Origin of the sequence: Buttiauxella cochleicola (assembly GCF_021282435.1) — a bacterium.
Classification (GTDB): domain Bacteria; phylum Pseudomonadota; class Gammaproteobacteria; order Enterobacterales; family Enterobacteriaceae; genus Buttiauxella; species Buttiauxella massiliensis.
Genome location: NZ_JAJSOT010000001.1, coordinates 350,809 through 372,309 on the forward strand (window position 1 = coordinate 350,809; position 21,501 = coordinate 372,309).

20 protein-coding genes and 1 other annotated feature are annotated in these 21,501 nt (G+C 49.4%); of the genes, 13 read left to right on the forward strand and 7 right to left on the reverse strand.

Going from position 1 to position 21,501, the window contains the following annotated elements; translation table 11 throughout:
- Positions 1-6: 6 nt before the first annotated feature.
- The 3 genes from trpCF to LVQ77_RS01605 are packed head-to-tail and all read right to left on the reverse strand — an operon-like array spanning position 7 to position 4,529.
- Positions 7-1,368, reverse strand: a complete 1,362-nt coding sequence (gene trpCF / locus LVQ77_RS01595; RefSeq protein ID WP_232903486.1) for a bifunctional indole-3-glycerol-phosphate synthase TrpC/phosphoribosylanthranilate isomerase TrpF — start codon at positions 1,366-1,368, stop codon at positions 7-9.
- 3 nt (positions 1,369-1,371) lie between these two features.
- On the reverse strand, positions 1,372-2,967 hold the full coding sequence (trpD, locus tag LVQ77_RS01600; protein WP_232903487.1) for a bifunctional anthranilate synthase glutamate amidotransferase component TrpG/anthranilate phosphoribosyltransferase TrpD: 1,596 nt from the start codon (positions 2,965-2,967) through the stop codon (positions 1,372-1,374).
- Positions 2,967-4,529, reverse strand: a complete 1,563-nt coding sequence (locus LVQ77_RS01605) for an anthranilate synthase component 1 (protein WP_232863627.1) — start codon at positions 4,527-4,529, stop codon at positions 2,967-2,969. The genes trpD and LVQ77_RS01605 overlap by 1 nt, the downstream gene beginning before the upstream one ends.
- A 22-nt stretch (positions 4,530-4,551) precedes the next feature.
- Positions 4,552-4,649: a sequence feature (Trp leader region), on the reverse strand.
- A gap of 118 nt (positions 4,650-4,767) precedes the next feature.
- Here LVQ77_RS01605 and rnm point away from each other — a divergent pair.
- From rnm to rluB, 3 genes are all read left to right on the forward strand, one after another.
- Complete coding sequence (gene rnm, locus LVQ77_RS01610; RefSeq protein ID WP_370644910.1) at positions 4,768-5,679, forward strand: RNase RNM; 912 nt, start codon at positions 4,768-4,770, stop codon at positions 5,677-5,679.
- A gap of 11 nt (positions 5,680-5,690) precedes the next feature.
- The gene (locus LVQ77_RS01615) at positions 5,691-6,311 is read left to right on the forward strand and encodes an L-threonylcarbamoyladenylate synthase (RefSeq protein ID WP_034455425.1); all 621 of its coding nucleotides are present in this window, start codon (positions 5,691-5,693) and stop codon (positions 6,309-6,311) included.
- Positions 6,312-6,406: 95 nt separating this feature from the next.
- The gene (gene rluB / locus LVQ77_RS01620) at positions 6,407-7,291 is read left to right on the forward strand and encodes a 23S rRNA pseudouridine(2605) synthase RluB (protein WP_064511633.1); all 885 of its coding nucleotides are present in this window, start codon (positions 6,407-6,409) and stop codon (positions 7,289-7,291) included.
- Positions 7,292-7,326: 35 nt separating this feature from the next.
- Here the strand turns inward: rluB and cobO are convergent, their stop codons facing one another.
- Positions 7,327-7,917: a cob(I)yrinic acid a,c-diamide adenosyltransferase gene (gene cobO, locus LVQ77_RS01625; RefSeq protein WP_232903489.1), complete on the reverse strand. Its 591-nt coding sequence runs from the start codon at positions 7,915-7,917 to the stop codon at positions 7,327-7,329.
- The gene (locus LVQ77_RS01630) at positions 7,914-8,675 is read right to left on the reverse strand and encodes a YciK family oxidoreductase (RefSeq protein WP_232863630.1); all 762 of its coding nucleotides are present in this window, start codon (positions 8,673-8,675) and stop codon (positions 7,914-7,916) included. The genes cobO and LVQ77_RS01630 overlap by 4 nt, the downstream gene beginning before the upstream one ends.
- Before the next feature lie 260 nt (positions 8,676-8,935).
- Between LVQ77_RS01630 and sohB the strand changes: the two genes are divergently transcribed.
- Positions 8,936-9,985 (forward strand): protease SohB, encoded by a 1,050-nt coding sequence (sohB, locus tag LVQ77_RS01635; protein WP_232903490.1) that lies wholly within the window; start codon positions 8,936-8,938, stop codon positions 9,983-9,985.
- Positions 9,986-10,036: 51 nt separating this feature from the next.
- Here the strand turns inward: sohB and LVQ77_RS01640 are convergent, their stop codons facing one another.
- The gene (locus LVQ77_RS01640; protein WP_034455430.1) at positions 10,037-10,288 is read right to left on the reverse strand and encodes a YciN family protein; all 252 of its coding nucleotides are present in this window, start codon (positions 10,286-10,288) and stop codon (positions 10,037-10,039) included.
- Between the two features lie 403 nt (positions 10,289-10,691).
- Between LVQ77_RS01640 and topA the strand changes: the two genes are divergently transcribed.
- The 6 genes from topA to acnA all read left to right on the forward strand — a co-directional run bounded on the left by topA (position 10,692) and on the right by acnA (position 18,222).
- Positions 10,692-13,289: a type I DNA topoisomerase gene (gene topA, locus LVQ77_RS01645; RefSeq protein WP_232903491.1), complete on the forward strand. Its 2,598-nt coding sequence runs from the start codon at positions 10,692-10,694 to the stop codon at positions 13,287-13,289.
- A 192-nt stretch (positions 13,290-13,481) separates the two neighbouring features.
- Entirely contained in the window at positions 13,482-14,456 is a 975-nt protein-coding gene (gene cysB, locus LVQ77_RS01650; RefSeq protein ID WP_064511628.1) for an HTH-type transcriptional regulator CysB, read from the forward strand.
- A gap of 318 nt (positions 14,457-14,774) precedes the next feature.
- Positions 14,775-14,936 (forward strand): YmiA family putative membrane protein, encoded by a 162-nt coding sequence (locus LVQ77_RS01655; protein WP_074388631.1) that lies wholly within the window; start codon positions 14,775-14,777, stop codon positions 14,934-14,936.
- A gap of 2 nt (positions 14,937-14,938) precedes the next feature.
- Positions 14,939-15,109 carry a YciX family protein gene (locus LVQ77_RS01660; RefSeq protein ID WP_232903492.1) on the forward strand — a complete coding sequence of 57 codons (171 nt, stop codon included), beginning with the start codon at positions 14,939-14,941 and terminating at the stop codon, positions 15,107-15,109.
- A 161-nt stretch (positions 15,110-15,270) separates the two neighbouring features.
- A complete protein-coding gene (ymiC, locus tag LVQ77_RS22285; RefSeq protein ID WP_279586320.1) occupies positions 15,271-15,369 on the forward strand; it encodes a small membrane protein YmiC in 99 nt (32 codons plus the stop codon).
- Positions 15,370-15,546: 177 nt separating this feature from the next.
- The gene (gene acnA / locus LVQ77_RS01665) at positions 15,547-18,222 is read left to right on the forward strand and encodes an aconitate hydratase AcnA (protein ID WP_232903493.1); all 2,676 of its coding nucleotides are present in this window, start codon (positions 15,547-15,549) and stop codon (positions 18,220-18,222) included.
- A 35-nt stretch (positions 18,223-18,257) separates the two neighbouring features.
- Here acnA and ribA read toward each other — a convergent pair whose 3' ends face one another.
- Positions 18,258-18,851, reverse strand: coding sequence for a GTP cyclohydrolase II (gene ribA / locus LVQ77_RS01670; protein ID WP_034455434.1), 594 nt, complete (start codon positions 18,849-18,851; stop codon positions 18,258-18,260).
- A gap of 208 nt (positions 18,852-19,059) precedes the next feature.
- Between ribA and pgpB the strand changes: the two genes are divergently transcribed.
- The 3 genes from pgpB (at position 19,060) to lapB (ending at position 21,448) form a co-directional block, all read left to right on the forward strand.
- Positions 19,060-19,824 (forward strand): phosphatidylglycerophosphatase B, encoded by a 765-nt coding sequence (gene pgpB, locus LVQ77_RS01675; RefSeq protein ID WP_232903494.1) that lies wholly within the window; start codon positions 19,060-19,062, stop codon positions 19,822-19,824.
- A gap of 142 nt (positions 19,825-19,966) precedes the next feature.
- Positions 19,967-20,272 (forward strand): LapA family protein, encoded by a 306-nt coding sequence (locus tag LVQ77_RS01680; RefSeq protein WP_151993611.1) that lies wholly within the window; start codon positions 19,967-19,969, stop codon positions 20,270-20,272.
- 6 nt (positions 20,273-20,278) lie between these two features.
- On the forward strand, positions 20,279-21,448 hold the full coding sequence (gene lapB / locus LVQ77_RS01685) for a lipopolysaccharide assembly protein LapB (RefSeq protein WP_151993610.1): 1,170 nt from the start codon (positions 20,279-20,281) through the stop codon (positions 21,446-21,448).
- Positions 21,449-21,501: the final 53 nt, after the last annotated feature.

Genomic DNA, 21,501 nt, shown 5'->3' on the forward strand with positions numbered 1-21,501 from the left:
TTTTCCTTAGTAAGCCCGCAGCGTCTGGAAGACGGCAGCCAGCTTGTTAGCATCTTTAATACCCGGTGCGCTTTCTACACCTGAGTTGAAATCTAAACCGATGCAGCCCGTTTTCGCTGCTTCTATGCAATTATCCGCACCCAGTCCGCCAGCCAGAATCACGTTGTCCAGATTCTGGCCTGCCAGGAGTGACCAATCAAAACGTTGCCCGCTGCCGCCCTGGCCGTTGTCGAACAGGTATTTGTCGACGTGGTTTAAATCACGCGCAGGCAGGCTGTCTTTTACGCTCAGTGCTTTCCAGATTTGAACCTTTTCTGGAAGGGTTGCGCGCAGTTCGTCGATGTACGCCTGGTTTTCATCACCATGCAGTTGAACGGCATTCAGCGAGAACGCCTCAGCTTTTTGCACGACTTCATTAACCGGAGTATTGCGGAACACACCGGCATATTTCAGTGGCGCGCCAGCAATAACCGCTGCGGCGGTTTCATCGCTGACAAAGCGCGGTGAGGTTGGCACAAAAATCAGGCCGCCATAAATGGCACCCGCTTCATAGGCGGCGCGAGCATCTTGCGCACGGGTCAGGCCGCAAACTTTGTTATTGCCTAATGTGACGCGGCGAACCGCTGCATTGAGATCGTCTTCGCCCATTAAGGCGGAGCCAATCAGGAAGCCGTTGGCAAAATGGCTTAGTTCACGAATCTGGCCGTAATTGCTGATGCCGGACTCGCTGATGACCGTCACGCCATGGCCTAATCGCGGCGCTAACTGGCGTGTGCGGTTGAGGTCGATGGATAAATCGCGCAGGTCGCGGTTGTTGATACCGACAACTTTTGCTTTCAGCTCAATCGCACGTTCCAATTCTTCTTCATTACTCACTTCGGTCAGCACGCCCATATTCAGGCTGTGCGCAACGGCAGCGAGCTGGCGATATTGTTCGTCGTCGAGTACCGATAACATCAGCAGGCAGGCATCGGCCTGATAAAAACGCGCCAGGTGAATCTGATACGCGTCGAGAATAAAGTCTTTGCACAATACTGGCTGCGTGACGATGCTGCTGACAATTGGCAGGAAATCGAAGCTGCCCTGGAAATATTTCTCGTCAGTCAATACTGAAATGGCGGAAGCGTAGTGTTTATAAACATTAGCAATACGCGCCGGGTCGAAATCATCACGAATCACGCCTTTAGATGGAGAGGCTTTTTTACACTCCAGAATAAAGGCTGTACGGGCACCTTGCAGAGCATGATAAAAATTGCGTGTTGCCGGTACGATGTTGTTCTGGAAACTTGCCAAGGGTTGTTGTTGCTTGCGTGCTTCAACCCAAATCGCCTTATCGTCGACGATCTTCTTTAATACTGTTTCCTGCATGACTTATCCTCTTCCTGCCAGCGCTGTAACCCGGTCATACGCAGCACCGCTGCGCAGTACTTCCAGCACTCGTTGTGCGTTCGCTTTAAGATCTTCTTGCCCATGCAGGCGCATTAACATTGCGACGTTTGCCGCTACAGCGGACTCATGAGCTGTCTCTCCTTTACCTTGTAACAGGCGGCTGAGAATGTCACGGTTTTCTTCCGGTGTGCCGCCTGCAAGCTGGTCCTGGTGATAAGCAGGAAGGCCAAAGTCAGTCGCTTCCAGTTGGTAGCTTTTGATCTCGCCGTCATGCAGCTCAGCAACTTGCGTGGTGGCATGCAGAGACACTTCGTCCATTCCACCGCTGTGTACCACCGCCGCACGTTTGTAACCCAGGACTCGCAGGGTTTCGGCAATCGGCAACACCAGTTCTGCACTGTAAACGCCAATCAGCGCCATTTGCGGGTGAGCCGGGTTAATCAGTGGTCCGAGCACGTTAAACAAGGTGCGGGTTTTTAACTGCTGGCGCACAGGCATCGCGTGGCGGAAACCGGTGTGGTATTTCGGTGCGAACAGGAAACAGACGCCCAAATCATCAAGTGCTTTACGGGACGCTTCAGCACTCATTTCCAGATTAATACCAAACGCGGCCAGTAAGTCGGAAGAGCCAGATTTACTGGAAACACTCCGGTTGCCGTGTTTCGCCACTTTCAGTCCCACTGCGGCGGCCACAAAGGCGCTGGCAGTGGAAATATTAATGCTATTGCTGCCGTCGCCGCCGGTGCCAACGATATCGGCAAACGGATAATCCGGGCTTGGGAATGGCGCTGCGGCTTCAAGCATTGCAGTCGCGGCACCGGCAATTTCGTTGGGATGCTCACCGCGAACTTTCATGCTGACCAGCGCCGCAGCCAGTTGTTCTGGCTTCAGCTCGCCGCGCACAATCGCAGCAAATAGCTGGTGGCTTTCTTCACGGCTCAGCGTCTGTGCTTTGTACAGCTTGTCGAGAATCGGTTGCAGCGTGTTGGCTTGTTTTAACTTCAGCAGCGCCCAGTCGAGCGTTTGTTCCAGCAGGCGCGCGCCGTGCGTGGTCAGAATAGATTCCGGGTGGAACTGGAAACCACACACGCGGTCGGCGTCGTGACGAACCGCCATCACCATGCCGTCGAAATGAGCGTTAATCGTCAAACCTGCTGGAATATTGCTGCCAACCAGTGAGTGGTAGCGTGCAACCGGCAGCGGATTAGGTAGACCGGCAAACATCGCTTCGCCGTCATGGGAAATAATCGACGCTTTACCATGCAAGATTTCACCCGCCTGGCCGACATAACCGCCATACGCTTCGACAATCGCCTGGTGACCGAGGCAAATACCGATAATCGGCAATTTGCCACGTAGACGCGTCAACAGTTCAGGCATACAGCCCGCTTCACTAGGCGCACCAGGACCTGGTGAGAGCATCAGTATCGGGTTGTCCATGGTTTCCAGACGCTCAATTAAGGTCTGTGCTGGAACATGGTTACGGTAGATGACGACATTGTGTCCGTTAGCACGCAGCTGATCGGCCAGGTTATAGGTAAACGAGTCGATATTATCGAGCAGCAGAATGTCAGCCATCAGAAAATCTCCTGTGCATGATGCGCGGTAGCGATAGCGCGCAGTACAGCGCGGGCTTTGTTACGTGTTTCGTCAGCTTCGGACTGCGGTACGGAATCTAGCACCACGCCAGCCCCAGCCTGTACGGTGGCAATGCCGTTTTCGACGTAGGCGGAGCGGATAACGATGCAGGTGTCTAGATCACCATGAGCGGTGAAGTAACCCACGGCACCGCCGTAGCTGCCGCGACGCACGCCTTCGGCTTTGGCAATTAACTGCATAGCGCGAACTTTCGGCGCACCGCTCAGCGTGCCCATGTTCATACAGGCGCGGTAAGCGTGCAGCACATCCAGATCTTTATGCAGCTCGCCAACCACACGGGAAACCAGGTGCATCACAAATGAATAACGGTCGACTTTGGTCAGGTCGGCAACATAACGGCTGCCTGGTGTGCAAATGCGCGCCAGGTCGTTACGCGCCAGGTCAACCAACATCAGATGTTCGGACATCTCTTTATGGTCGGTACGCATTTCCAGCTCAATGCGACTGTCGAGGTCACGATCAAGCGAACCATCAGCACGGCGACCGCGTGGGCGAGTCCCGGCAATCGGGTAGATTTCAATCTGGCGGGAATCGGCGTCGTATTTCAGCGAGCTTTCAGGGGATGCGCCAAACAGCGTGAAATCGTTATCCTGCATGAAGAACATATAAGGACTTGGGTTGCTCTTTTTCAGCGTCTGATAGGCGGCCAGCGGAGAAGGGCAAGGCAGCGAGAAACGGCGTGACGGCACCACCTGGAAAATTTCACCGATGCGAATCGCTTTCTGCATTTTGCGCACCACATCGCCAAACTCTTCATCGCTCTGGTTGCATTCGCAGGTCATGCGCTCGACTTTTTGTACTGGCAGTGGTGCGGGCTCTTGCTCCATCTGCTTGCTCAGTTGCGCAGTGCGTTGAATCAAACGCTGCTTTTCTGATGCTGACGGGGTGAACAAGCTCGTCTGAATGCGGGTGTGTTTTTTCTGATGGTCGATTACCAGCAACGTCTCTGCCAGGTAGAAACAGTAGTCGGGACAGTTGTTGTCTTGCTTGAGTTCGGGCAAGTCTTCAAATCCTGCCACCAGGTCGTATGCAAACAAGCCGCCGAAGAACATCGCTTCGCGCTCGTTTTCCGGCACGGTGACCAATTCCTGCATAATGCGGAAGGCGTCAAAAACGGAAAGCGAACACAGGCGAGCGTCTTCATCCAGCAGGGAACTCACCGCCGGGAACCGCAATACACGGCCTTGCGGCGAGTGTTGATTCTCGACACCTGATGGCAGCGCGGCATCCAGCAAGGGAAGTAACGACGCACCATTTTCTGAAAGGGCGTGAATCGTGACGGTGTCACCTAAAGCGGTAATGCGCAACGCACTGTCGACTAATAGCAAGCTTTTTAAATCGTCTTTGCTGTCGATATCGGCTGATTCGAGTAACAAGGTCGCAGGGCGAGCGCCGCACAGCTGGTGGAAAACGGCTGTTGGGTTATCACGATATGGCGCGTCGTTAATCAGTAATTCGAGCGCTGGTTTTTGTGTTTGCATTTTTTGCTCTCATATTTTGTTCAAAAAAAAGCCCGCTTCATTGGCGGGCCTGGTATCTGGGCTGAATTTCAGCCATAGCGATGACACTGCCCGTTATCAGGAAGTACGCCACCAGCTGTGCATGCGGATTATCGCTTTCATTATCAGATACCTTTCTCGTGTGAACTTGCGTACTAGTTAACTAGTTCGATGAATCAAAGTCAATAGCGATTTTTAGTTATGAAGGAAAATCGTTATCATGAGCGGCGTTTTTCATTTTATTAACACACCCGGAGTTATTTTGAGCCAACCAACACTAGCGGTGATTTACGACTTACATAGCCATACCACCGCGTCAGATGGCCTGCTAACGCCCGAGGCGTTAGTACAACGAGCCGTTGAAATGCGTGTTGGCATTCTGGCAATAACAGACCATGACACAGTAGCCGGAATTGCTGCTGCAAGGGAAGCGGTATCACGCCTGCAATTGCCACTGCGTTTAATTAGTGGCGTTGAGATCTCTACCATCTGGGAAAACCATGAAATACATATTGTTGGACTAGGTGTAGATGAGCACAATCCGCAATTAGCTGAGTTTCTTGCCCAGCAAAGTGAGCGCCGTGTTCAGCGAGCAGCATTAATCGCAGAACGCCTGGAAAAAGCACATATCCCCGGAGCACTTGAAGGCGCAATGCGTCATGCCAATGGTGGCGAAGTGACTCGCGGGCATTTCGCGCGTTTCTTGGTGGAGTGTGGTAAGGCCAATACCATGGCTGATGTGTTTAAGAAATATCTCGCAAAGGGGAAAACCGGTTACGTTCCGCCACAGTGGTGTACAATAGAACAAGCTATTGATGTCATTCATCATTCTGGCGGGCAAGCGGTTCTGGCGCATCCAGGCCGTTATGACCTGAGTGCTAAATGGCTGAAAAGGTTGCTGGCGCACTTTGCCGAAAGTGGTGGCGATGCCATGGAAGTCGCGCAGTGCCAGCAAGCTCCCAATGAGCGCACCCAACTTGCGAGTTACGCACAGCAATTTAATTTGCTGGCGTCACAAGGCTCAGATTTCCATATGCCTTGCGCGTGGATCGAGCTTGGGCGCAAGCTCTGGCTGCCTGCAGGCGTAGTACCTGTTTGGCAGAATTGGGATGTCGGCCACATCGCAAAATAGAGGGCAGTCGTATGAGTCAATTTTTCTATATTCACCCGGATAACCCACAACAGCGTCTGATCAACCAGGCTGTTGAAATTGTTCGTAAGGGCGGCGTTATCGTTTACCCAACCGACTCGGGTTATGCATTGGGTTGTAAACTTGAAGATAAAACGGCAATGGAGCGCATTTGCCGCATCCGTCATTTGCCTGATGGGCACAATTTTACGTTGATGTGCCGGGATTTATCCGAGCTTTCAACATATGCATTTGTTGATAACGTGGCGTTTCGTTTAATCAAAAATAATACGCCAGGTAATTACACCTTTATTCTCAAAGGCACCAAAGAAGTTCCGCGCCGTTTGTTGCAGGAAAAGCGTAAAACGATTGGCTTACGCGTTCCTTCCAACCCGATAGCGTTGGCGTTGCTGGAAGTGCTGGACCAACCGATGTTATCGACATCGCTGATGCTGCCAGGCAGTGAGTTTACCGAGTCAGATCCAGAAGAAATTAAGGACCGTCTCGAAAAGGTTGTCGATTTAGTTATCCACGGTGGTTACCTTGGGCAGCAGCCGACAACGGTTGTTGATTTAACTGAGGATGCACCTGTTGTTATCCGCGAAGGTGCCGGTGACGCTAAGCCTTTCTTATAAGTGCGTCTGCGGCTATACTGTGCGGCCTAAAATGGGGCTGACATGCTTCATTATCCCAATTCGACGCCTGTGAAGGCGACACCCGAGGAAGCTCAATGAGCGATAAGAGCGAAAAGTTACAAAAAGTTTTGGCCCGTGCAGGCCATGGTTCCCGTCGTGAGATTGAAACCATTATCTCTGCCGGCCGTGTCAGTGTGGATGGCAAAGTTGCCAAATTAGGTGATCGTGTTGAAGTAACACAGGCCCTGAAAATCCGTATTGATGGTCACCTGATTTCCATTAAAGAATCTGCAGAACAGATTTGCCGCGTGTTGGCTTACTACAAGCCAGAAGGCGAATTGTGTACGCGTAATGACCCGGAAGGGCGTCCAACCGTATTTGATCGTTTACCAAAACTGCGCGGTGCGCGCTGGATTGCGGTCGGTCGTCTGGATGTGAATACCTGTGGTTTATTACTTTTCACAACTGACGGTGAGCTGGCAAACCGCCTGATGCACCCAAGTCGCGAAGTAGAGCGTGAATACGCAGTACGTGTGTTCGGCGAAGTTGACGACGACAAAGTGAAGCAACTGGGTCGTGGTGTGCAGCTTGAAGATGGCCCGGCCGCGTTTAAAACCATCAAATTTACCGGTGGTGAAGGCATTAACCAATGGTACAACGTTACTCTGACTGAAGGCCGCAACCGTGAAGTGCGCCGCCTCTGGGAAGCAGTAGGTGTCCAGGTTAGCCGTCTGATTCGTGTGCGTTACGGTGACATCCAGTTGCCGAAAGGCCTGCCACGTGGTGGTTACACTGAACTCGATCTGGGGCAAACTAACTACCTGCGTAAATTGGTAGAGTTGCAGGAAGAGACAGAAAGCAAAGTGGCGGTAGAAAAAGACCGTCGCCGCATGAAGGCGAACCAGATTCGTCGTGCGGTGAAACGCCACACGCAAACCACGGGTAGTGGTGGTGGCCGTCGCGGTGGACGCTCCAGTTAATACATCAATCCCCTCTGACGAGGGGATTTTTTTATCTAGTAATCGATACCGATTTGCGCTTTAACGCCTGCATCAAAGGCATGTTTGACCGGCCTTAACTCACTCACCGTATCCGCCACTTCAAGAATATCCCGATGACATCCGCGCCCGGTCACGATAACCGTCTGGTTTGCAGGACGATGTGTAAGCGCCGCCAGCACCTCTTCAAGAACCAGGTAATCGTAGGCGACCATATAGGTGATTTCGTCGAGGAGAACCATATCCAGTGACTCATCTGCCAGCATACGCTTTGCATGCTCCCACACTTCCAGACACGCTGCGGTATCAGTTTCACGGTTTTGAGTATCCCAGGTAAAACCAGTTGCCATAACCTGAAACTCAACACCCAGTGGTTCTAGTAGATTACGTTCACCGTTTGGCCACTGGCCTTTGATAAACTGGATCACACCGACTTTCTTACCGTGGCCAACGGCACGGGTTGCAGTGCCAAAAGCCGCTGTTGTTTTCCCTTTACCGTTTCCGGTAAAGACAATCAAAATACCGCGTTCATCTTGTGCTGCAGCGACGCGAGCATCGACTTTCTCTTTTTGGCGCTGTTGGCGCTGCTGGTAACGATCTTCACTCATTCGGAAATTCCTGGTTTACGGTTGGGTTGAGCATCAAAGCTCATTCCTGTTTTACGACGACTATCATCGCCCATCAGCCATAAATAGAGCGGCATGAGGTCCCGTGGCGTTTTCAGCTTATCAGGATCCTCTGTGGGAAATGCGCTAGCACGCATTGCAGTACGTGTACCACCGGGGTTTATACAATTGACGCGCAAATTATGTTGTTTATATTCTTCCGCCAGCACTTGCATCATCCCTTCGGTGGCGAACTTTGATACCGCATAGGCACCCCAGCCCGCACGTCCCTGGCGGCCTACACTTGAGCTTGTGAAGACTAACGAACCGGCATCAGATTTGAGTAATAAAGGAAGCAATGCCTGAGTCAGGAAGAAGGTGACGTTAACATTTACCTGCATCACGTTCTGCCATATTTGCGGATCTTGTTCATCCATTGGGCAAATATCGCCGAGGATACCGGCATTGTGCAGTACACCGTCTAAGCGCGGAAAAAGAGCTGAAAGATTTTGTGCAAGACTCTGGCAGTCTTCGGGTGTTGCGTTGGAAAAATCCAGGGTAAACCAGTGCGGCAAGGTGCCATTACTGGTGTTGATTTCATCGGCGACTCTACGCAGCTTATCTTCGTTGCGGCCAAGCAGAATGACGTTTGCACCATAACGTGCATAAGTTAAGGCGGCTTCCCGTCCGATACCATCACTGGCGCCGGTGACTAAAATGATGCGATTTTGCAGTAAATCTGTTTTCGGTTGATAGTGCACTTTCAACTCCTCGCGCGATGCTTTTGCTCACGTCTTATTTCTCGGATTTATAACCTTTAGGCTTTATGCCTGAAAGGACTGGTTATTTCAATCAGGCAACAGGAGACAATACCTTTGATTAACATTTTGCAAAAGTTTCATTTTGCTAAAGGCATTCAGGAAGAGGGCTCGCAGCATTTATAGTTGCTTACAGACGTAGAATCACGGCTCGGTTACACTGGGTGATAGATATTTAATGCTCTGAATGGAAGGCGGAAAGCGTGGATCTGATTGCAAACTATGGGTTGTTTTTGGCGAAAATTGTCACGGTCGTTGCGGCTATTGGTATTCTTGTCACGATTATTGTGAATGTTGCCAGTCGCAAAAGACATCAGCGAGGTGAGCTGCGTCTCACCAATTTAAGTGAACAATACCAGGAAATGCAGGAAGAAATGCAGGTGGCAAGGCTTGATGGCCATCAGCAAAAACTCTGGCATAAAGCTCAAAAGAAAAAACACAAACTCGAAGCGAAACAAGCAAAAGCACGCGCTAAACGAGGTGAAACGGTTATTTCTGGCAAACCAACACTTTATGTATTGGATTTTAAAGGAAGTATGGATGCTCACGAGGTTACTTCCCTGCGCGAAGAGATAACCGCAGTATTGGCCGTAGTGAAGCCCGAAGATGAGGTTCTGCTGCGTCTGGAGAGTCCTGGCGGTGTTGTTCATGGTTACGGGCTTGCTGCATCGCAATTACAGCGTCTGCGCGACAGCAAAGTACGTCTGACGGTTGCTGTGGATAAAGTAGCAGCCAGCGGTGGTTATATGATGGCGTGTGTGGCTGACAAAATCGTCGCTGCTCCGTTTTCTATTATTGGCTCGATTGGTGTCGTCGCACAGGTTCCAAACTTCCATCGCTTACTAAAACGCAATGATATAGATGTTGAGTTGCATACTGCCGGGCAGTACAAACGTACGTTGACACTGTTTGGTGAAAACACCGAGCAGGGGCGCGAGAAATTCCGTGAAGACCTCAACGAAACCCATCAGCTGTTTAAGCAGTTTGTCCATGATATGCGCCCATCATTAGATATTGATTCCGTGGCGACAGGTGAACATTGGTACGGCACTCAAGCTTTAGAAAAAGGTTTGGTCGATGCAGTGAGCACCAGTGATGATTTGCTGATTAATCTGATGAAAGACCGCGAAGTGATCAACGTTCACTACACGCGCCGTAAAAAAATGATGGACCGTTTTACCGGTAGTGCGGCAAATAGCCTTGATAATCTTTTGCTACGCTGGTGGCAGCGTGGGGAAAAACCACTGTTGTAATCAAATTCAGCGCGTAATTAAAAACGAGGCCTTTTGGCCTCGTTTTTTTGTTTAGTCTTGCAGGTGATATTTTTCAGCAAATACATGCGCAAGATGTTTAAACATATTAAATACGGCGGTGCTTTTACCGGTAGGTAAGCCTTGCTCATCAAGGAAGTATTCACCTTTGAATACCAGCACCCCGTTTTTTTGTTCGACGTCAGTTGCTTCCATTCCATGCATGAAATCTTCATGGGCACGGATAACTTTGTTGGCTTCAATAATTAGCGACTGTTTATCGATAGGTTGAGTGGTCGGTTTCATGATTTCCTCCTTTAAAAACTGGCAGTAGTGTACTTCCGCTATACTGCAAAGGGCAATATCTCCTGAGTAAACCTAAGGTGATTTAATCAGTTTAGTGTGCTGGTAGGAATCGGAGCTGCATGCTAATAAAGTTGCGTAACTCATTTTATCAGGTAGAGTGTGACGCTTTCGCAAATCTGGCAACGGAATTGCTTGACATTCAACCAAAGTTCCGTCGTGCTATGTCACCGATGCGAAAGACTCGTTATCTCAATCACCTGCGAATGTTCGCTTAATCTGGCCGGTGATGAAAAAAGAGTTGATATCCATTGACGCTGTCGCAATATAGAAAAGCGCGTCGCCAGTGGAAGGTGCAACTAGCGTGCGACGTCTCCTGGAAGAATTACATTAGGTAAAGGTGAATATGGGTAAAGCTCTCGTCATCGTTGAGTCCCCGGCAAAAGCCAAAACGATCAACAAATATCTCGGGAATGACTACGTGGTTAAGTCCAGCGTCGGTCATATCCGTGATTTGCCGACCAGTGGATCAACCACCAAGAAGAGCGCTGACTCCGCCTCCACCAAAGGGACCAAAAAGGTCAAAAAGGATGAACGCGGCGCGCTCGTAAATCGTATGGGTGTCGATCCATGGCACAACTGGGAAGCGCAGTACGAAGTGCTGCCTGGTAAGGAAAAAGTGGTTTCGGAACTGAAATCACTGGCTGAAAAAGCAGACCATATCTATCTCGCAACCGACCTTGACCGCGAAGGGGAAGCCATTGCATGGCACCTGCGGGAAGTTATCGGTGGTGATGAAACGCGTTACAGCCGCGTTGTTTTTAACGAGATTACAAAAAATGCAATTCAACAGGCCTTCGAAAAGCCGGGCGAATTAAATATTGACCGTGTTAACGCACAGCAAGCGCGTCGCTTTATGGACCGCGTTGTGGGCTACATGGTGTCTCCGCTGCTGTGGAAGAAAATTGCCCGTGGTCTTTCTGCTGGCCGTGTACAGTCTGTTGCTGTGCGTCTGGTGGTTGACCGTGAACGCGAAATTAAAGCGTTTGTGCCGGAAGAATATTGGGAAATTGACGCGAACCTGACGACGCCGAAAGGCGATAGTCTGCCGGTTCAGGTCAGTCACCATAAAGACAAGCCATTCCGCCCGGTTAACCGTGAGCAGACCATGTCTGCGGTTAGCGAACTGGAAAAAGCCAGTTATTCGGTGCTTGAGCGTGAAGATAAGCCAACCAGCAGCAAACCTGGTGCGCCGTTCATTACCTCTACTTTGCAGCAGGCTGCAAGTACCCGTCTTGGTTTTGGTGTGAAGAAAACCATGATGATGGCACAGCGTCTTTATGAAGCGGGCCATATTACTTACATGCGTACTGACTCAACTAACTTGAGCCAGGATGCGGTGAGCATGGTACGTGGTTATATCGAAGAGAGTTTCGGTAAGAAATATCTTCCAGAAGCCGCGAATCATTACTCCAGCAAAGAAAACTCGCAAGAAGCGCACGAAGCGATTCGTCCTTCTGATGTGAGTGTTGTTGCCGAGTCGCTCAAAGACATGGAAGCTGATGCACAGAAACTTTACCAGCTGATTTGGCGCCAGTTTGTAGCGTGCCAAATGACGCCTGCGCAATACGATTCCACTACCTTGACTGTGAAAGCCGGTGATTTCCGTCTGAAAACGCGTGGCCGTACGTTGCGTTTTGATGGCTGGACAAAAGTGATGCCTGCGCTGCGCAAAGGTGACGAAGACCGTACATTGCCAGCTGTAGAGCAGGGTGATGAACTCGCACTGGTTGAGATCATTCCTGGCCAGCACTTTACTAAACCACCGGCTCGTTTTAGTGAAGCCTCGTTGGTTAAAGAGTTGGAGAAACGTGGGATTGGTCGCCCGTCTACGTACGCATCGATCATTTCCACCATCCAGGATCGTGGTTATGTGCGTGTAGAAAACCGCCGTTTCTATGCTGAAAAAATGGGTGAAATCGTTACTGATCGCCTGGAAGAAAACTTCCGTGAGCTGATGAACTACGATTTCACCGCGCAAATGGAAAGCAGCCTTGACCAGGTGGCTAATAATCAGGCCGAGTGGAAAGGGGTGCTGGACAACTTCTTTAGCGATTTCAGTGAGCAACTTGGTAAAGCTGAGCTGGATCCGGAAGAAGGCGGTATGCGTCCAAACCAGATGGTACTGACCAGCATCGATTGCCCGACCTGTGGTCGTGAAATGGGTATTCGCACTGCCAGTACCGGTGTGTTCCTCGGTTGCTCCGGCTACGCATTGCCAGTGAAAGAACGCTGCAAAACCACCATTAACCTGGTGCCGGAAAACGAAGTCCTCAATGTTCTTGAAGGGGATGATGCGGAAACTAACGCGCTGCGTGCGAAACGTCGTTGTACCAAATGCGGTACCGCGATGGACAGCTACCTCATCGATCCAAAACGTAAGCTGCATGTTTGTGGTAATAACCCAACATGTGATGGTTACGAAATCGAAGAGGGCGAGTTCCGCATTAAGGGTTATGACGGCCCAATCGTTGAGTGTGAGAAATGTGGTTCTGAAATGCACCTGAAAATGGGGCGTTTCGGTAAGTACATGGCTTGTACTAACGACGATTGCAAAAATACCCGTAAGATCCTGCGTAACGGTGAAGTTGCTCCACCGAAGGAAGATCCGGTTCCGTTGCCAGAACTTCCTTGCGAGAAGTCGGATGCCTATTTTGTCCTGCGTGATGGCGCGGCGGGTGTTTTCCTTGCGGCAAACACTTTCCCTAAATCGCGTGAAACACGTGCGCCATTAGTGGAAGAACTGTACCGCTTCCGTGACCGTCTGCCAGAGAAACTGCGTTATCTGGCTGACGCTCCACAACAAGATGCGGACGGTAACAAAGCGGTTGTCCGGTTTAGCCGTAAGACTAAGCAACAGTATGTTTCTTCTGAAAAAGAAGGCAAAGCGACTGGCTGGTCAGCATTCTTTGTTGATGGTAAGTGGGTTGAAGGCAAGAAGTAATCCTTCTTAAAATTTAAAAGCCGGGGCATTTGCTCCGGTTTTTTTATATCCTTTTATATAACCTGATTATTATTTTTTCTTTCAATCTATACATAGATGATATAACTGATATAGTAGTTGAAGAGAATTTCACCTCGTCTGAACCCCTGCCACTGCGTGTGTCGGGGCTGCTTTTACTGCGGATGGAACGCCATGAAACTACAGCAACTTCGTTATATCGTAGAGGTGGTAAATCACAACCTCAACGTCTCGTCGACGGCAGAAGGGCTTTACACTTCTCAGCCGGGGATCAGTAAACAAGTTCGTATGTTGGAGGACGAACTGGGGATTCAGATCTTTGCGCGTAGCGGCAAGCACCTGACTCAGGTGACGCCTGCCGGGCAGGAGATTATTCGAATTGCCCGCGAAGTGCTCTCAAAAGTGGATGCTATTAAGTCTGTCGCCGGTGAGCACACCTGGCCGGACAAAGGTTCGCTCTATGTCGCTACAACCCATACACAGGCTCGCTACGCACTGCCAAATGTGATTAAAGGGTTTATTGAGCGCTACCCGCGTGTCTCGCTGCATATGCACCAGGGTTCACCAACACAAATTGCTGAAGCAGTGTCTAAAGGCAATGCCGATTTTGCGATAGCGACCGAAGCTTTACATCTTTATGATGATTTAGTGATGTTGCCTTGCTATCACTGGAACCGCTCGATTGTTGTCACGCCTGATCATCCGCTAGCATCAAAAGAGTCCGTCTCTATTGAAGAGCTGGCGCAATATCCGCTGGTTACCTACACCTTTGGTTTCACCGGGCGTTCTGAATTAGATACGGCATTTAATCGTGCGGGACTAACACCGCGTATCGTGTTCACAGCAACTGATGCTGATGTGATTAAAACTTACGTGCGCCTGGGATTAGGGGTCGGGGTTATTGCCAGCATGGCGGTGGACCCGGTATCAGACCCTGATTTGGTGCGTATTGAAGCCCAGGGCGTATTTAGCCACAGCACCACTAAAATTGGTTTCCGCCGTAGCACGTTCTTGCGCAGTTACATGTATGATTTTATTCAGCGTTTTGCCCCGCATCTGACTCGTGATGTGGTTGATACCGCTGTAGCATTAAAATCTAACGAAGATATTGAAGCGATGTTTAAAGATATTAAATTACCAGCAAAATAATATCGCGAGGTATCTTTCCATGCGCGAAAGATACCTCTTCTCATTTGCATAAAGAATATGATTTACCTCTCGCCATATTTATTCCCTTCTTGAAACTCTCATTTCCCACATAATATAAGTGGTTAATCTGTCTCAATTAAGAGACAAACGTAGATAATAAATAACCACTGCGCAAATTTACTGTTTCAATTATTTATTTCAGGTCAAAAGATTAAATATTTTCCTGCAACTGGAAAGCAATTTCGCTGGCTTTTGTACTAGAGTTTCTTTAGGATTAATCCCAGCTGGCGATTAATTATACCGATTGTTTAATGATTTATGATAAGTGGTGCCGATTGTATGAGGTTAGCAATGCCTTCAGGAAGTGAAGAACCGCAAAAGGAAACAGGGCTTAAGCGTAAAGCCTGGATGGCGGTGTTTCTCGTATCAGGTCTGTTCTGGCTCGTTGTCGCGTTGGCAGCCTGGCATTTTTGGGGGTAATTATGACAACCCTTGCTCAAAGACAAGTGCAAAAAAGTGTACGTCAGCAAGATGACAAGCTGCAGAAAGAAGCAAAATCTGGTGAAGTTCAGGTTCCTGAGTCGTGGCAGTTGACTCAACAACAAAAAGAATTTATCGATCTGTTTTCAACAGACGAACATATAGAACAATAAGAGTTATTTTTATTTACCTTTATTTAACTTGCGGTCAATCACACTTTTTTATTATATGTGATTAACACCTCACTCTTAAGTAATCACTACACACAGCAATATTCAAGCAGACTGATTAATTATTCAGTCATAGTGTTTACCAAAAATAAAGAGAGTGGATTATGGATACTCACTGTAGTGCCAAATACTGGTCATGGCTTAGCGTATTTTCCGTTTCGTTTGCATTTTGGGCCCACATGGTCTGGATGCTTACTCACTAATTATTCCAACACCCCGGTCTCCTCCGGGGTGTAATCAAATCTCTCTTCTGTCTTTACACAACCCAATTTATCAATTTGGGTTGTTATCAAATCGTTACGACATCTTTGTGTTATCTTTAATACTGTCCCTGATCTTAGTCAGGGATACCGCTATCCTAAGAAATTTACGGAGGAGCTATGTCGTTAACCCTACGAGAGGCCAGTAAGGATACTTTACAGGCGCTAAATAAAACCTATCACTATTACAGCTTGCCGCTGGCCGCAAAGGAACTTGGGGATATCACTCGGTTACCCAAGTCATTGAAAGTTCTACTTGAAAACCTGCTGCGCTGGCAGGATGAAGACTCCGTCACTCAGGATGATATTCATGCCCTGGCCGCATGGCTGAAGAATGCTCATGCCGATCGTGAAATTGCTTATCGCCCCGCGCGTGTTCTGATGCAAGATTTTACTGGCGTACCGGCAGTGGTTGATTTAGCCGCCATGCGTGAAGCCGTAAAACGTCTGGGCGGAGATGTTGCCAAAGTTAATCCTCTTTCTCCTGTTGACCTCGTTATTGACCACTCCGTGACTGTCGATCATTTCGGTAATGATGATGCTTTTGAAGAAAACGTTCGCCTGGAAATGGAACGTAATCATGAGCGATATGTTTTCCTGCGCTGGGGCCAACAAGCATTTAGTCGTTTTAGTGTGGTACCACCAGGAACTGGAATCTGCCACCAGGTCAATCTGGAATATCTTGGAAAAGCAGTATGGAGCGAAATGCAGGGTGATGAACTGGTAGCTTATCCAGACACGCTGGTGGGCACCGATTCACACACTACTATGATCAACGGCCTTGGTGTTCTGGGCTGGGGAGTGGGCGGTATAGAAGCGGAAGCTGCCATGCTGGGTCAGCCTGTTTCGATGCTGATTCCGGATGTTGTCGGTTTTAAACTTAACGGCAAATTGCGGGAGGGCATTACTGCGACGGACCTCGTGCTCACCGTTACGCAAATGCTCCGTAAACACGGTGTGGTTGGTAAATTCGTTGAATTCTATGGTGATGGTCTGGACTCATTGCCACTGGCCGATCGCGCAACCATCGCCAATATGGCACCAGAATATGGTGCAACCTGCGGTTTCTTCCCGATTGATGCCGTTACGCTGGATTACATGCGCCTGAGCGGACGCAGTGAAGAGCAAATAGCACTGGTGGAAGCCTATGCTAAGGTTCAGGGTATGTGGCGTAATACGGGCGATGAACCCGTATTTACAAGCACACTGGCCCTGGATATGGATGAGGTTGAAGCAAGCCTCGCTGGGCCGAAACGGCCACAGGATCGTGTTGCACTGGGTGATGTGCCGAAAGCCTTTAGCGCTAGCAATGAGCTTGAAGTAAATAGCAGCCAGAAAGATCGCGCACCTGTGGATTACACCATGGGCGGGAAGAGCTATCAGTTGCCAGACGGGGCGGTTGTGATTTCGGCGATTACGTCTTGTACTAACACTTCAAACCCAAGCGTTCTGATGGCGGCGGGCTTGCTGGCTAAAAAAGCCGTGACCTTAGGTTTAAAACGCCAGCCGTGGGTAAAAGCTTCACTGGCACCAGGCTCTAAGGTTGTTTCGGATTATCTGGCAAAAGCGAAACTTACTCCTTATCTCGATGAATTAGGTTTTAACCTGGTTGGTTATGGCTGCACCACCTGTATTGGTAACTCCGGGCCGTTGCCTGACCCCATCGAACAGGCAATTAAGAAGGGGGATCTGACCGTCGGTGCCGTGTTGTCAGGAAACCGTAACTTCGAAGGGCGTATTCACCCGCTGGTGAAAACTAACTGGCTGGCATCGCCACCGTTAGTGGTGGCTTATGCCCTTGCCGGAAATATGAACGTTAATCTGACCACCGACCCACTTGGGTATGACCGCAAAGGTGATCCTGTTTACCTCAAAGATATTTGGCCGAGCAGCCAGGAAATCGCCCGTGCAGTCGCACAGGTATCAACGGAAATGTTCCATAAAGAGTACGCTGAAGTCTTTGAGGGAACACCAGAATGGCAAAGTATCGAAGTAGACCATTCAGATACTTACGGTTGGCAGAGTGATTCTACTTATATTCGTCTGTCGCCATTCTTTGATGATATGGAAGCTACGCCGAAACCATTGCAGGACATTCATGGTGCCCGCGTGCTGGCCATGCTGGGAGATTCAGTAACTACTGACCACATTTCACCAGCCGGAAGTATTAAGCCTGATAGCCCAGCAGGGCGTTATCTACAGAACCATGGTGTTGAGCGCAAAGATTTTAACTCCTACGGGTCGCGTAGGGGTAACCACGAAGTGATGATGCGCGGGACTTTCGCCAACATTCGCATCCGTAACGAAATGGTGCCTGGTGTTGAAGGGGGAATGACGCGTTTGCTACCTGGCGATGAAGTCATCTCAATTTATGACGCTGCAATGAAATATCGCGACAAAGGCATTCCGCTCGCGGTGTTTGCCGGTAAAGAGTATGGCTCCGGTTCCAGCCGTGACTGGGCGGCAAAAGGCCCGCGTCTGCTTGGGGTGCGAGTGGTTATCGCTGAGTCATTTGAGCGCATCCACCGTTCAAACTTGATTGGCATGGGTATTTTGCCACTGGAGTTCCCACAGGGAGTGACACGTAAAACGTTAGGACTGACCGGTGAGGAGTTTATTGATATCAGCGGGCTCAACGATCTGACGCCAGGCGCTACGGTTCCGGTGATATTAACCTTCGCCGATGGTAGAAAAGAGGTGGTGGAGTGCTGCTGCCGTATTGATACCGGCAATGAACTAACGTACTTCAAAAATGACGGCATCCTGCATTACGTTATTCGCAACATGCTAAATTAGACAAAAATCTCCCCCAGCGATGGGGGAGAAATCTCTTAATCTTCAGATAGCAAATGGCCCATTTTGGCGGCCTTAGTATCCAGGTAATGCGCGTTTTTCGGATTACGGCCGACAATCAGCGGCACACGTTCAACGATATTAATTCCCGCTTCACTGAGAATTTCTACCTTGCGTGGATTATTGGTCAACAAGCGTACAGCATCAACACTTAATAGCTTAAACATGTCCGCACACAGCGTGAAGTCACGTTCATCGGCGGCAAAGCCGAGCTGGTGGTTGGCTTCGACCGTATCGTAGCCTTTATCCTGCAACGCATAGGCGCGGATTTTGTTAAGTAGACCAATGTTACGGCCTTCTTGACGGTGATATAACAAAATACCGCGGCCTTCTTCTGCAATCTGGGAAAGAGCTGCTTCAAGCTGGAAACCGCAATCGCAGCGCAGGCTGAATAGGGCATCTCCCGTCAGACACTCAGAATGTACTCGCGCCAGAACAGAATCATTCCCGCTAATATCACCAAAAACCAGAGCAACGTGGTCTTGTCCAGTTGCCAGTTCTTCAAAGCCCACCATCAGGAAATCGCCCCATGGGGTTGGCAGTTTGGCTTCTGCCACACGTTTAAGCTGCATGTGATTCTCCAGGTACTTATGTTGGCACTCATCGCGCCTGCCAGCTGTCTGGCTTGTTTAATTACTTCTGGCTATTTTGCCACAACGGCGGGTACTTCACCTAATTGACTGCCACGGCTCCTATTTTTACGCTTTGCGTTACTCTACGTTTTCCCATCGGTGCGCTTTTTCAGGTATTCTTGATATTCAAATTGCATAAGGATAAGTGATGCGGGCAATAGCAAAGCGAACGACAATGGGTGCCGGAATACTGTTAATCATGCCTTTAGCCGTATGGATTTCGGGGTGGCAGTGGGTTCCTGGTGGAAATAGTGTCTGGCTTAAAATGATGTATTGGGTGACCGAAACCGTAACCCAGCCCTGGGGCATTATTACTCATGTTTTGCTGTGCGGTTGGTTTTTATGGTGCCTGAGGTTTCGCTTAAAAGCAGCACTGATGCTATTTGCCATACTCGGTGCGGCTATCCTTATTGGGCAGGGCGTTAAATCTGTCATCAAAGATAAAGTGCAGGAACCGCGTCCGTTTGTTGTGTGGCTGGAAAAAACGCAACATATTCCAACTGATGAGTTCTACAATTTAAAGCGTAAGCAGCGTAGCGAACTGGTAAAAAGCCAGCTTGAAACGCAACAGGAAGTCCCAGGTTGGTTACGTAAACACTGGCAAAAAGAGACCGGTTTTGCGTTTCCGTCAGGGCACACGATGTTTGCTGCAAGTTGGGCCTTATTGGGTGTTGGATTGTTGTGGCCTCGCAGGCGAACTTTGACAATTGCTTTGCTGTTAGTTTGGGCAACAGGTGTAATGGGCAGCCGGTTGCTTCTCGGGATGCATTGGCCACGGGATTTAGTGGTAGCCACAATCATCTCCTGGGCGTTGATAACATTGGCAACCTGGCTTGCACAAAAACTATGCGGCTCGCTTTCACCGCCGCCGCAAGAAGCTGATGAAATAGCCGAACGGGATGATGAGCCTTGAGATTATTGATTTAATCCCCATTTCTTATGAATTGGACGCTCTCTATGGATTCCCCGAACACCCGGGAAATGATAGTTTATACCGTTGGGTAAAAGCATTCGGGCATAATTTAGTCGCGTAAGACCACATGACGGGAAGTAATGTGAAATACTTATTCATTTTCTTACTGGTGCTAGCGATTTTTGTGATTTCTGTCACTCTGGGCGCGCAAAACGATCAGGTAGTTAATTTCAACTATCTGTTGGCACAAGGCGAATACCGTGTCTCCACTTTGTTGGCGACTCTTTTTGCTGCGGGTTTTTTACTGGGCTGGCTGATTTGTGGCCTGTTCTGGTTGCGCCTGCGGGTATCACTTGCGCGCGCCGATCGTAAAATTAAACGCCTGGAGCAGCAAATTACTACAGAATCTGATGTAACTGCGGCTGTTGTACCGGCTGTGAAGGAATAACCTGCCATGCTGGAATTGTTGTTTCTGCTACTTCCTATTGCTGCCGCCTACGGCTGGTACATGGGGCGAAGAAGCGCACAACAAGATAAACAACAAGAGGCTAATCGCCTGTCGCGTGACTACGTGGCGGGGGTTAACTTCTTGCTGTCAAACCAGCAAGATAAAGCTGTTGATCTGTTCCTCGATATGCTCAAGGAAGATACCAGTACCGTTGAAGCCCACCTTACGCTTGGTAACCTGTTCCGCTCTCGTGGTGAAGTCGACCGCGCTATCCGTATCCACCAGTCTTTAATGGAAAGTGCTTCACTAACCTACGAGCAGCGTTTGCTGGCTGTACAGCAGTTGGGCCGTGATTATATGGCGGCGGGATTGTACGACCGCGCTGAAGATATGTTTGCCCAGTTGATCGATGAAACTGACTTCCGAATTGGCGCGTTGCAACAATTGTTGCTGATTCACCAGGCAACCAGCGATTGGCAAAAAGCTATTGAAGTAGCAGAACGTTTGGTCAAGCTCGGGAAAGATAAACAGCGTACTGAAATTGCCCACTTCTATTGTGAGCAGGCGGTGCAATTGATGGGGAGCGACGACCTTGATCGAGCCATGTCGCTGCTTAAGAAAGGGGCTGCTGCCGATAAAAATTGTGCGCGCATATCTATCATGATGGGCCGCATCTTCATGGCTCGTAACGAATATGCAAAAGCTGTTGAGACATTGCAGCGCGTTATTGATCAAGATAGCGAATTAGTCAGCGAAACGCTGGAAATGCTACAGACCTGCTATCTGCAATTAAATAAACCACAAGAGTGGGAAGCGTTCTTAAAACGCTGTGTTGAAGAAAACACCGGAGCAGGTGCAGAGTTGATGCTGGCTGAGATTCTCGAACATAAAGAGGGGTCTGAAGTCGCGCAAGTTTATATCAACCGCCAGCTCCAGCGTCATCCCACTATGCGTGTGTTCCATCGCCTGATGGATTACCACTTGCAGGAAGCAGAAGAGGGGCGTGCAAAAGAGAGCCTGATGGTGCTTCGTGACATGGTTGGTGAACAGGTTCGTACTAAACCGCGCTATCGTTGTCAGAAATGTGGCTTCACGGCTTTTACTCTTTATTGGCATTGTCCTTCTTGCCGGGCATGGTCAACGATTAAACCTATCCGCGGCCTGGATGGGCAGTAACCGGTATTTATAAAAAAAAGAGATATTTTAGTTACAACATACTAGTGATCTTT